The sequence below is a fragment of the Streptomyces sp. R302 genome (assembly GCF_012927245.1).
Lineage (GTDB): Bacteria > Actinomycetota > Actinomycetes > Streptomycetales > Streptomycetaceae > Streptomyces.
Genome location: NZ_JABBGE010000007.1, coordinates 52,449 through 64,936, shown reverse-complemented (window position 1 = coordinate 64,936; position 12,488 = coordinate 52,449). Strand labels below are relative to the sequence as shown.

Annotated in this window: 8 protein-coding genes; 6 read left to right on the top strand and 2 right to left on the bottom strand. The window is 72.9% G+C overall.

Annotated elements, in window-relative coordinates; translation table 11 throughout:
• Positions 1-425: 425 nt before the first annotated feature.
• From HHL19_RS22010 to HHL19_RS21995, 4 genes are all read left to right on the top strand, one after another.
• Positions 426-2,045: an AbfB domain-containing protein gene (locus HHL19_RS22010; RefSeq protein ID WP_169092046.1), complete on the top strand. Its 1,620-nt coding sequence runs from the start codon at positions 426-428 to the stop codon at positions 2,043-2,045.
• 77 nt (positions 2,046-2,122) lie between these two features.
• The gene (locus HHL19_RS22005; RefSeq protein WP_346768367.1) at positions 2,123-3,214 is read left to right on the top strand and encodes an ALF repeat-containing protein; all 1,092 of its coding nucleotides are present in this window, start codon (positions 2,123-2,125) and stop codon (positions 3,212-3,214) included.
• 202 nt (positions 3,215-3,416) lie between these two features.
• Positions 3,417-7,325 (top strand): ALF repeat-containing protein, encoded by a 3,909-nt coding sequence (locus tag HHL19_RS22000; RefSeq protein ID WP_206325114.1) that lies wholly within the window; start codon positions 3,417-3,419, stop codon positions 7,323-7,325.
• A 2-nt stretch (positions 7,326-7,327) separates the two neighbouring features.
• Positions 7,328-7,909, top strand: coding sequence for a hypothetical protein (locus HHL19_RS21995; RefSeq protein WP_169092043.1), 582 nt, complete (start codon positions 7,328-7,330; stop codon positions 7,907-7,909).
• Positions 7,910-8,511: 602 nt separating this feature from the next.
• On the opposite strand, the gene HHL19_RS21990 is transcribed toward HHL19_RS21995, so the two are convergent.
• Complete coding sequence (locus HHL19_RS21990; RefSeq protein ID WP_240981796.1) at positions 8,512-8,733, bottom strand: hypothetical protein; 222 nt, start codon at positions 8,731-8,733, stop codon at positions 8,512-8,514.
• A 793-nt stretch (positions 8,734-9,526) separates the two neighbouring features.
• Here HHL19_RS21990 and HHL19_RS21980 point away from each other — a divergent pair.
• Positions 9,527-10,762: a helix-turn-helix domain-containing protein gene (locus HHL19_RS21980; RefSeq protein ID WP_346768366.1), complete on the top strand. Its 1,236-nt coding sequence runs from the start codon at positions 9,527-9,529 to the stop codon at positions 10,760-10,762.
• 85 nt (positions 10,763-10,847) lie between these two features.
• Here the strand turns inward: HHL19_RS21980 and HHL19_RS21975 are convergent, their stop codons facing one another.
• Positions 10,848-11,705 (bottom strand): haloalkane dehalogenase, encoded by an 858-nt coding sequence (locus HHL19_RS21975; protein ID WP_169092042.1) that lies wholly within the window; start codon positions 11,703-11,705, stop codon positions 10,848-10,850.
• A 102-nt stretch (positions 11,706-11,807) separates the two neighbouring features.
• On the opposite strand from HHL19_RS21975, the gene HHL19_RS38560 reads away from it, so the two are divergent.
• Positions 11,808-12,428: a TetR family transcriptional regulator gene (locus HHL19_RS38560; protein ID WP_169092041.1), complete on the top strand. Its 621-nt coding sequence runs from the start codon at positions 11,808-11,810 to the stop codon at positions 12,426-12,428.
• Positions 12,429-12,488 lie beyond the last annotated feature (60 nt).

The following is a 12,488-nucleotide window of genomic DNA, read 5'->3' as shown; positions in this document are numbered from 1 at the left end:
ATTGCGTGGGTCGGCATGCGCGGGTCAGGTTCGTTATGAACAGCGTGACCGGGCAGCGTGCCGGAGGGGATCGACGAGGCACTGACCATGCTTCGCCGGACCGGGCGCCCCAGGGTGTTTCATCAGTACAGCAGGGGGAATTGTGAGACGTCGCCGGAGTGGATCTCCGAACCATCGCGCGGCGGCGTGCCTTTCCCGCTGACACCACGGTGTTCCTCTGACACACCGTCGTCGTTCTTCCTCGCCTCTGGGATCGTGATCGACCGTCACATCCCATGATGGCCGAGCGACTTCACGCCCCGGCTCACCTCGTTCGACATGGCGGCGCACACGACCGACCACCGCGACGACCACGCGGTGTCCGCTGCCATTCTTCTCATGTACATCCGCCGCCACTCGGCGGCAGAGGGGGTCTTCGCACGACCATGAACAGCAAGCACAGCACTTCCGCGCGGATGCGACGCATCGTGACGCGCGGCCTCACGACCGCCACCGCCCTCGCGGCCGTCACCGGCGCCGTCGCACCGGCCGCCGTCGCCGACAGCACCGCCGCGACAGCGGACGTCGCCGCCCGCGCCGCGGGTATCGGCACGACCGACGACCAGCGGGTCGAGGCCGCGGCCGTGGTCCGCCTTGACCCGACTGCCGACGTGCTCCTGCTCAGCGACTACGACTTCATCCACGCGCTGTGGCAGAAGGCCAGCGACGCGGGAGAGAAGCTGGACGCGGTCCGCACCGCCGCCGAGCAGGCCATGGCCAGCACGGTCGAGGACGACCACGTGCGGTTCATCGCGACCGGCATCCACGAGGCGTACAAGCTCGACCAGCAGCGCGAGCGGGAGAAGGCCGAGGCCGAGCGGGCGAACCGGCTGGCCAAGTCCCAGCTCCTGCTCGCCGTCGGCATCCCCAGCACCCCGGAGCTCCTCGCCCTCGGCGACGACAACTTCATCCGGGCCGTCGCCCGGCACACCGCCTCCGGTCCCGAAGTGCGGGCCGCGGCACTGCAGGCACTGCTCGGCGAGGCGGCGGACTGGCACGAGTTCATCGTCAACGGCGGCCGCGAGGCCCACAAGCGCGATGTGGCCAACGAGTTGAAGGAGCTGGAGGAGAAGAACCGCCGGGAGGCCGAGCGCCGCAAGGAGGAGGCGGCCCGCAAGAGCGCCGCCGCCCTGTTCCGCGTCACGCCCTCCCAGGCGATGCTCGTGCTGAGCGACGACAACTTCATCCGCGAGCTCCTGCGCCTGGCACCCGCCGACCTGAAGGGCTCCGAGCTCTACGCCGAGGCGCAGCGCGCCACCCTCAGCTCCGACCCGGCCGTGTGGAAGGCGTACATCCACACCGGCGCCGACGCCGCCTACAAGCGCGACGACGAGAACCGGCGCAAGCAGCTCGCGGCGGCGAACCGCAAGCTGGCCCTGCAGATCCAGGCCGCGGCGGAGAACAGCGGGGTCAACCCCCACCTCGCCGCCGGCGCCAAGAAGGCGCTGGCCGGCAGCGACGAAGCCGTCACCCACTTCCTGAAGGCCGACACCCAGTACCGGCTCAAGCGCCAGACCCTGAAGGTGCGCGGCAACGGCGACATCGCCCGCCAGTCCAGCGCCGACCGCGGGAAGGTCGTCCTCACCGACTCGATCAACTCCGCGAGCTCCCTGGCCGACCGCGAGGACGCCACCTGGGTCGTCGTGCCCTCCCTCGCGAGCCGGCCCGGCTGCTACTCCTTCGAGTCCGTGCGCAAGCCCGGCCACTACCTCAAGAGCGGCAAGGCGGAGAAGGACGGCCTGCGCGTGGAGGTCGCCGCCGACGACCGCAGCACCGCGTTCCGGAACAGCGCCACCTGGTGTGCGCGCAAGGCCCCCCTGCCGGCGCGTTTCGGCGGGATGTTCTTCACGCAGCCCGCCGGCACGGCCACGAACTGGCTCGGGCCCACGACGAAGGCCGTCTACGCGCGCTCCAAGATGACGTTCGACCTGCCCGGCGGCAAGCCGGGCGAAGCCAAGCCGGTCCTCATGGCGATCTGGCGCGTCTCCGCACCGCTGGCGCCCTGACCCGAGGGACGGACGACGGGGGAGCGAGAGTGATGACAGGATCCGCCGGTCACGGTGGGAGACGTCAGCGTTGGGCCGTGTCCGGACTGGTGGTCGGCGTGCTCGCCGCCGGCGGCGTGTTCGCCGACCCGGCAGCCGTCCGGGCGCACGCCGCGGCGGTGGCCGCCGACCCGGCCGGGGCCGAACCGGCGGGAGCCGGTCAGCCGGCCCTGGTGGCGGCCGCCGCCGCGGAAGAGGCACGGGCGCGCGTACTGCGCCTGGCCAAGTCGGGGCTGCCCGCGGAGATCCGTACCTCGGCGTGGAACGCGCTGCGCAGTAGGCGCGGCGACGCGGCGATCGCGGACTGGCTGGCCCCCGAGGGCGGCTACGACGCGGCGAAGCGGCGCCTGCGTGACGCCCGGTCGCGCAACCGGGCGTTCTGCGAGCGGGTGGTGAGCACGCATCCGGCGGGCTTCTCCCCCGCGGTGCGGTCGGCCGCCGAGCGGGCGCTGAAGGGCACCGACGCCGATCGGGCCGCGTTCGTGAGGACCGGGTACGCCGAGGCGCAGCAGCGCGACCGCGCCGCGCGGGCGGCTGACGTGGAACACCGTCAGGAGATCGCCGAGCGGGACCGCGCCTTCGTACGGGCCCTCTCGGAGGGTGACCCCGGGGAGCAGGTGCGGGTGGCGGCGCAGTGGGCGCTGCGGCCCGGCTCCACGGACACGGACGTCGCGGAGTTCTTCGGCTACGGCTGGGCGACGGGCGCCGCACTGGACGTGGAGGCGTACCGGCTGAGGGTGGCGGACGCCGAGGTGCGCCGCCACCACCTGCTGTCGCAGCTGATCGCGCAGGCGGTCGCCGCCGAGGAGGCGTTGACGTCCTCGGCGGACACGGCGAAGGCGCGTGCCGAGGCCGAGGCGGCCTGGCAGGCGGTCGCCGGTCACGCGGACCGAGCGCGGCAGGCGTGGCTGACCGAGGAGGACGCGGCCCGGACGCAGGCGGAGAGCTGGCAGAACATCGCCAGGCTGGCCGAGCAGAGCGCCGACGCCCTCTGGGAGAAGATCTCCGGACCCGCCGAGGCCCGTCAGGGCGACTGGGCCAAGGAGCGCACGGAGGCCGGTGAGACGGCCGCCTTCTGGAAGGACATGGCCGACCGGGCCCGGGACGGCGAGAACCGCGTCAAGGGCTGACGCCACGGGCCCGGCCCACTTCGCCGGGCCCGTACCGTCCCCGACACCGGAGCCGTGACTCCGGTCCCTTCCCCCTGCCCGCGCATCGAGGGCAGGGGGATTTCTTTGCCGTTTTTCTTTACCGACCAATTCTTTGAAGGGGTTTCCCGTGAAGGGAACGTTCCGGCCACGGGCCGGAAGAAGGCGCGGCCGTGTGCCCGCCATGATGGGCAGGGCGGTCTCCACCGTGATGGCGCTGGCCATCCTGGGTGGTGCGGCCGGGGAAGCCGGCGCCGCGACGCGGACCGGGGCGGACGCCACGGTCGCCCACAGCCGGCTGGGGGCCGCGCCGCCGAAGCCGGCCACCACGGCCGTGCCCGCGCCGCGCACCGCACTGGACGACATCAGTGCGGCACGCGATCGGCAACTGGTCGAGGACTTCGCGGAGTTCGACGAGGAGGAGGAAGTCCGCGAAGCCGCGAGGAAGGCGCTGGAGAGCACGGATCCTCACGCGATCCGGGACTTCCTGGAGCACGGTGAGGCCGAGGCACGGCAGCGTGCCAAGGACAAGCGGGACGCGGCCGACATCGCCGACCGTCGCCGGATCGAGGCGATGCGCGGTACGGGCGGCCCGTACTTCAACGCGGAGGTCGAGCGGGTCCTGAAGGGGACGGCCAAGGACCGGGCCGACTTCCTGGCGTTCGGCGCCGACATCGCGCGGCAGCGGGACAAGGCCACCGAGCAGAACGAGAAGCAGCGCGCGGCGGAGAACCGCAAGCGGGTGGAGATGCTCGTCGCGGTCGGCGGTCCGGAGGTGAAGCGGGCCGCGCAGGCCGCGCTGGCCACCGGCGACGACAAGGCCATCGCCGAGTTCCTGGAGAAGGGCTACCCGGTCGCCGCGCAGAAGGACGCGGACGACCGGGCCGCACACGAGAAGGCCCAGAAGGAGACGCTGGAGGCGGCGCAGCGGCTGCGGGAGCTGGCCGAGAACACCGCCCGCGCCGCCGAGGCCCGTACCAAGCTGATAGCCGCCCACGGCAACGCGGTGAAGGCGCTGAAGACCTCCGCGAACGCGATGAGCTCGGCGGCCGCGCAGTCCCGTGAGGCCGACCGGATGCTCGCCGCCGACCGCGCCGGGAAGCGGCTGTCCGACTACGCGCCGGTGAAGACGGAGATCGCCCGGCAGGTCGGCATCGCCGAGGACGCCGCGCGGCAGGCGCAGGTGGCGGCGGCCCAGGCCAAGGTGCAGGCCGATGTGCTGGCCGAGACCGGGCTGACGCACGGCGTGCAGTGGTCGGAGGTCGCCTCGGGCATCGCGTCCGCGGCGGACGCGGCCGCCAAGGCCTCGGCGACCGCCCGGCACGCGGTGGACGCCACGGCCGCCGACGCGGCCGGGCTCGACTCCAAGAACCAGGCCGAACTGCACGCGCGGCAGGCCGCCAAGTGGCGGGCCAACGCCGAACAGCACGCCAAGGCGGCGGCCCGGCTCGCGGAGGCGGCGGCCAAGCAGGCCGCGATCGCGGCGGACGCGGCGGGCAAGGCCCGCACGGCGCGGATCGAGGCCGAGCAGGCCGAGAAGCAGGCCTGGGACCACGCGAAGAAGACCCGCGACGCGCGGATCGAGGCGCAGCGCCAGGCCAGGATCGCGGCCGAGCAGCGGGCGATCGCCGAGCGCGAGCGCGACCTCGCCGCGGCCGCGCGGGCACGGGCCGAACGGGAACGCGACGCGGCCGCCCAGGCCCGGGCGCGTGCCGAGGCCGAGGCCCGTACCGCCTCCGCCAAGCGCGCCGACGCACAGGCCGCCGCGGCCGTGGCCGCGGAGAAGCGGGCCACCGCCCAGACGCAGGAGGGCATCGCCGCCAAGGCCGACGGGCTGGCCCGGGGCGAGGAGACCAAGGCCCGCGACGCCCGCAACAAGGCGGTGGCGGCCGAACGCGCCCACAAGGCGGAGGAGGCCCGGGCGAAGGCGACCGAGGCGCTGGCCGCCAAGGCGAAGGGCACCGAGCACGCGGAGGCCGCGCGCACGGCGGCCACCGAGGCGCGCTCCGCCGCGAACGCCGCCGGTACGGCCGCCGGTACGGCCCGGGGCGCGGCCGACCAGGCCTCCGGCGCCGCGGTGCGCGCGCGTTCGGCGGCCATCGAGGCGGCCGGTGCGGCCGCGCGGGCGCGGGCGGCGGCCGCCGAGGCCACCGCCCACGCCGCGCGCGCCGACGCCGCCGCCGGACGGGCCGAAGCCGCGGCCTTCGCGGCGAACGCGGCGGCGAACCGGGCCGAGTCCGAGGCCGCCGCCACCCGGGCCGCGGCGCAGCGGGCCGACGTGAAGGCCGCCGATGCCACCGCGCAGGAGGCGCGCGCCGGCATCGCCGCACACGAAGCGGCCCGGCTGGCCGGACTCGCCGCGGTCCACGCCAACCAGGCCCTGCAGGCCGCCAACCGCACCCGGGACGAAGCCGAAGGCGCCACCCGCGAAGCGGCGATGGCCCGCCTCCAGGCCACCGTCGCCCTGCGGGCCGCCGGTTCCGCCCGTACCGCCGCCGCCGGCATCGCCGACCCGGCGAACACCGCGGTCCTCCTCACCGCGCCGTTCACCGGCGCGGACGTGAACGCGGACTTCGCCGCCGAGGTGGCCCAGGCGTCGCTGACCATGGGCAAGGAAGAGGTCACCAAGGCCGAGGCCCGGGCGACCGAGGCGGTCAAGGCCGCCGAGGCGGCCGAAGCCGCGGCCGCACGCGCCAACGCCCAGGTGGCGCCCGCGTTCAAGGCGGCCGCGGCGGCGGCCCGTTCCTCCGCGGCCGCGGCGCGCTCCTCGGCGGCCGCGACGAAGTCCGCCGCCCAGGCCGCCGAAGACGGCGCCAAGGCCCGGGCCGCCGCGGCACGGGCCCACCAGGCCGACGTCCAGGCGCAGGCCGACGCGAAGCTCGCCCGCCAGGCCGCCGACCAGGCCTTCGCGGACGCGGCGGCGGCACGCACCGCGGCGACCCGGGCCGAGGCCGAGGCGCAGCGGGCCCGGGGCGCCGCCGCCCAAGCGGAGAACCACGCGGCGGCCGCCGCAGGCGCCGCCACCCTGGCCGAGAAGGAAGCCGGACTCGCGCGGACCGCGGCGACCGAGGCGGAGAAGGACGCCGCCGACGCCGCCGAGCTCGCGGACTCCGCCGAGAAGCACGCCACCTCGGCCGAGACCGCCGCCAAGAACGCCGGCACCCACGCCAAGGAGGCCGAGGCGGCGGCCCGGCGGGCCGAGGAGTACCAGCGCGAGCAGGAGCGCAAGGCCCGCGAGGAGGCCGCCAGGAGCAAGGAGAAGGGGGACGGCTACTCCCTGGAGGAGGCCGAGCGCAAGGCGCTCGAAGCGGCGGGCATCAGCGTCGCGGAGTACGAGGCGGCCAAGGCCCTCGCGCAGCAGGACCTGCTCGACTACCTGATGGACAACGGCGCCGAACTGCTCGTCGAACTCGCCGCCGAGGAGATCAAGGAGTGCTGGGACGACCCCGACATTCCGACCTGCCTGTGGGCGATCGTCACCAACCTGCCCTGGGCGAAGGCCGTCAAGGTGGTCAGCAAGCTCCCGAAGCTCGGGAAGATCATCCTCGGTATCAACGACTTCCTCGACAAGTCGGCCCGGGCGAAGAAGCTCGTCGACAAGGGCGAGGAGATCCTCGACGACGTCTGGAAGAAGCTTCCGGCGTGCGTGACGGACAAGAAGAAGAACGGTCCGGCGCGGAGTTCCGCGCTGTCGGCGGCCGCCGCGCGCGGCGTGTTCGCGACGAGGTCCGGCGGCGGCGACGCGGAGAACATCGGCCTCAAGCGCGAGGAGTACATCGCTAAGCTGGTCGGCGGAACGGTGGCCAAGGACGACAAGGGCCAGGACATCAAGATCGTCATGCCCAACGTGGGATCGAGCGGTCTCGACGTCATCGGACCGAACGGCGAGTACATCTACGTCGGCGGCGGCGCCAAGGCCGCCAATCCGTCCAAGTTCGGAAAGGCCCTCAAGATCAACAAGTACGCGGCCGACGAGGCCGGCGTGAAGGCCGTCTACTACCTGGCCGACAACACCCCGGAGTCGGCGATCAAGCAGGCCAAGAAGGCCTTCGGAGACGAGAATGTCCACATCTTCACCCTGCCGAGCTGCTAGCCATGACTGACGGATTCATCCGGTGGTACCGGGAGTCGGCGGCCACACCGGTCCTCGCCGAGCAGGCGGAGGTCTTCGGGGCGCATGGCCTCGCGCTCGCGCACCCGGCGCGGGGCGCGGCCGTGGTGCTCGACGTCGAGGGCGACGGCGTCCCCATGAGCCGGGAGGAGCTGGGCCGCCTGCTGGGCCTGCGCATCGCGTCCCTCACGGTGAACTGGTGGTTCTCCGCCGACGTCGACGTGACCGACGAGTTCCGGTACGAACCGCTCGGCTGCGAGATCCAGACCTTGTGGCTGGACGGCCTCACGCCCGAGCAGACCGACGCGGTCGAGGCGGCCGTCATCGCGGCGACGACGGCACTGCCGGTCCCGACCCGCGCCGTGATCGTCGACCGGCAGGGTGCGAGCGACCCCGCCGACTGGGACTCGGCCGTGCTCTACGACGGGGACGGGACACCGGTCTTCCCGGACTGGGTCCTCGCACGCGACCCGCTCACGCGGACGCTCCTGCGGTCACGGCCCGAGCTGAGAAGCGAGAAGGCCGGTGGAGACCTGACCCTGCTCACTCCCGCCCGTCCGCTCTGACACCCGGGGAGCCCGCCGCACGGCGAATCCCCGGAGGAAGGCCCCGCCGGTCGCCGACCTGCGGGGCCTTCCCGTGCGTCGGAGCTGACACGCGGGCTCCGGGAACCGGGCCAGGGGCCACGGGTACCGGGCCACGGGCCCACGGGCCGCTCGTACCGGCCGGCAGTCCGGCGGTGGGCCGCACGGAACGGGGACGAGGCAGTGTCCGGCCCTCCCGCTGGGTCGCATGCCTCCCCTCCTTGAACGGCCTGCCAGGGCGCGCGCTCGCGATCTGTTCCGGGACAGTCACCGATCGCTGCCGGATCCTCGGCACCGCGCCGCCCCCGCCTCCCGCCCCCCAGCGAGTGAGCCCGGACGGCTGATCAAGCGCCCCCGTAGCCTGTGCCGGGCCGGTCCCCACGCCACGTACGCCCGAGCCCGGCCGACAGGTCACCACTGGCCCTGACCCAGAGGGCGCAGACGGCACGGGCCGGCCACTGAGCGTCAGGGCGATCGTGCCACGGGGACCAACCCGAAGCCGATCCCGAACACCGATCCCGAACGCCGATCCCAAACACTGCTCCCCGACACCGATCCCGACAGCGCCTCCCGAAGCGACCCGGTCAACGCACTCGACCGAGCAGGGCCGTACGAGCCTGGGCGGCGTCGATCACGACCGCGAACTCCTCGAAGGCCAGCCGCACGACGTCGTCCACGGTAGGCCCTTCCCCTCCGCAGGTACGGCGAGCGGCGAGCTCGGCGGCTCCGCGGGCCAGGATCGCCAGGCGACGATCCTCGTCGAGGGTCTCGTCTCCGAGCGCGGTCAGGACCAGTCGCCACAGCATCAGCTCCAGCCCCCTGACGCGTGGGCGAGGAGCCGGTCCGTCGGCGCCCCGTACAGCGATCCGATGAGACCGGCCGTGCCGAGCCCCCCGCACCGTCGTGCGGCTCCATGCGTGGTGACCCCGCTGCATCGGGACGCCCGTGGTCCGGGTCCGGGTGCGCGTCCCCGACCACGACCGCCACGTCGTCGTCCGCGCGGTGGACGACACCGGCGTGGTGAGGCCAGAACGCCACCTGGTCGAGGAAGTCGGACCCCACCCGTACGACGGTCGTCCCGCTCGCCCCCTCACTCAGGGCAGGCCCCGACCCCTGCGAGGCGGCGAACACCAGGCGCGCGCCGTGTGACCGGCCCGCGAAGGAGTGGGTCGGGGGAGCCGGTACGACGACGACCGCACCGGCGCGCAGCACGCCGAAGTACAGGATGGAGTAGACCGGGCCGCGGGGCACCGCCAGTGCCACGCGTTCCCCGGGGCGTACCCCGTGGGAGAGGAGTCCGCCGGCGACGCGGGCGCTGAGTTCGTCCAGCTTCAGCAGGTCCCGGACCGTTCCCTCGCCGTTCGGCGAGGGGCGGCGGGGGTATCTCCGGACCGCCTCGGTCAGGAGAGTGGCAACGTTGCTCACGTCATTTCGCTTTCACGCACAGGGGGCCGGTGTCGACGCGCCGATCCTCACAGCCGCCGGCCGCCGCACACCATGTCGACGCCTACAGAGACCTCTGTCGCCCGCGACAACGACCTTGTCCCTCGTTCGGGCGTTGTGAGGAGGCCCCTCCCACCACTCACCTAGGCTCGCCCCGTGCTCACGACAGAACCACGCCGGCTGGTGGCCGAACTCGCGCGATCCCTGACGACCCGTCTGGACGCCCTCGCGACCGCCATGTCCGAACTCACCTACGAGAACATCGACTTCTACCGAAGCATGGTCGTGGGTCCCGAAGATCTGCACGCCTCCATGAGGCTGAACGTCGCCCACACCCTGGCCCACCTCACGGACCCGGCCTCGACCGCCGTCGACCTGACCGGCCCCACCGAGACCGGCCGCAAGCGGGCCCTGCAGAACGCACCGCTGCCCGAGGTACTACGCGCCTACCGGATCAGCTTCCGCTACTTCTGGGAGCAACTCCTCGACGCGGCCAGGGAGGCGGGAGGCGACGCCCCCGACGCCCTGCTGGAGACCGCCTCGCACATCTGGGAGCTGGCGGACGTCTACTCGTCCGCCCTGACCGACGCCTACCGCGAGACCTGCGCCGAGCGGATGGTGGAGACCGACCGCCGGCGCTCCGCCCTGGTCTCCGAGCTCATCGACGGGCCCTCCCCGAGCAGCGACACCGTGTGGGAGGTCGCCCGCATGCTCGACTTCCCCTTCCTGGGCCGGTTCCTCGTGGTGACCGCGGAGGTCCCGGACGGCGGCGCATCGCCGCTCCCCGGCCTCGACCGGCGGCTGCGGGCGCTCGACGTCGGCGCCGCGTGGCGGGCCCAGCCCGGTTCGGAGATCGGAGTGCTGTCCTGCCCACCGCGGCAGTCGGTGGACGAGGTGCTGGCCGCCGTCAGGGCGGTGGCGACCGGCCGGGTGGGTGTCAGCCCGCTGTACGAGCGGCTCGACCAGACGAGCCGCGGACTCCGCTACGCCCAGGTCGCCGCGGAGTCCCTCCCCGACGGCACCCCCGCGGTGCGCCAGCTCGACGACACGCCTCTGACGGAGCTGGTGATGAACAACCTGGAGACGACCCAGCGCGCGGTCCAGCGCATCCTGGGCGGAGTCCTCTCCCTCCCCGAGGAGGACCGCACCACACTCCTGGCCACCGCCCGCGCGTGGCTCGAAGCACACGGTTCGGCGGCGGAGGCGGGGCGCCGTCTCTTCTGCCACCAGAACACGGTCCGCTACCGCATGCACCGCCTGGAGGAGTTCCTCCGAGGCCCCCTCGACGATCCCAAGATCATCGCCGAACTGTCCATGGCCGTGGACGCCGTGGGCACCTTCCCGATGCTGCTGGAGAGCCACTCCTCGGGGGTGATCGTGCCGGTCAGGTGACCGTAGGCGACGTCGGCCAGGGGCAGGCACCACCGTTCCCGGACAGCCCTGCTGAGTGAGAGAAGGAACGGCCGGTGGCCACGCATCAGCGGAATCGTTCGGCGATCGCGTCCGCGATCTCGCCGGGCGCGTCCTCCTGGATGAAGTGCTTCGCCCGGCGGAGTTCGACGACGTCGAGTCGGGTGAACGCGGAGCGCATCCGAGGGAGACACGCCTTCGGCCGGAACACCAAGTCCCGCATGCCCCATACGGCCAGCGCCGGCTTGGTGCCGAGGCGGTCGGGCACGTTACGGGCGAGGTCCTCCAGCAGCGGACGAGCGGCGCGGATCTCCCCGGGCATGGTGGCGAGTCCGCGCCGGGCTTCCTTCGTGGGCTGCGCCATCCGGTAGTGATCGGCTTCGGCCGCAGTCAGGGCGGGGCCGTTGCTCCCGAGCAGGAACTGCTCGACGAGGAGGTTCCGTTCGAGGATGCGCCGCTGCATGGGACGGCTGCTCATGATCACGCTGAACGCCCGGTTCGCCAGCTGTTCGATCGGCCAGAACGCCGTGTTGCCCAACACGATTCCCCGGACGCGATCCGCACGCGGGACGGCCGCACCGAGACCGATGGGTCCACCCCAGTCCTGTCCCATCAGGATGAAGTCGTCGAGCCGCAGATGGTCGATCAGCTCGCCCAGGACAGCCGTGTGCTCCGCGATCGTGTAGCCGTACCCCGCCGGGCGCGCCGACAGGCCGAAGCCGAGGTGGTCGACGGCGATGCAGCGGTATCGGCCGCGAAGCTCCTTGACGATGTGGCGGTAGAGGAAACTCCAGGTGGGGGAGCCGTGGCAGAACACGATGGGCGGCCCAGCCCCCTCATCGACGTAGTGGACCCGGCCGGCGGACGAGTCGAACCACCGCGAGACGAAGGGGTACAGGCCCGGATCGGGAACGAAGTCGATCATCGCGCTCTCCTCCTGTTCTGCTGCCGCACCTGACGGCGCGACGCATCACTCCCACTACAGATGTAGAGCAGGTTCGAGACTCTACACCTGTAGCATCAGGGTGTGTCCACGAATACGACGAGCGGCGGCGGCAGCAGCGGCAGCGGACGGCGGGAGACGATCGCCGACAGCGGGATTCGGATCATCGCTCGCGACGGCGTCCGCGCCCTGACGCATCGAGCCGTCGACCGCGAGGCGGGAATCCCGCAGGGGTCGACCTCCTACCATGCGAAGACGCGGCTCGCGCTCGTGGAACTCATCGTCGACGCGCTCGCAGCCCGATCGAAGGCCGACGCCGAAGAGCTTGGCGCGGCTCTGGACGCGAGGGGGTTCGAACCCGGACGCGCCCTCGATGCCGACGCGCTCGCCGCCATGTTCGCCGGACTCGTCGAGACCCTCGCGTCGCGCCGCGACGACATGAGAGCCCGCTACGCCCTCCTCCTCGAACTGCACGACGAGCCACGCCTCCGAGCCAAGCTGACGGCGGATTCCGACGTACACGCCACCAGCCGCCGGGTGGCCGCGACCGCCCTCACCAGAGCCGGACTGCCCAGCTCGGACACGCACGTCGAGGATCTGATCGCCCTCACGGACGCGCTGCTGTTCCACCGCACCGCACTCGAAACAACTGCGTCACCCCGGGCCATTCTCGCCGCGTACCTACGGGGCACAGCCATGGCATAGGCAGGCTGACCGGCCCTCCGATCCCTCTTGCGCGGCAGCACTCCGCTCAGGGGGGGGCGA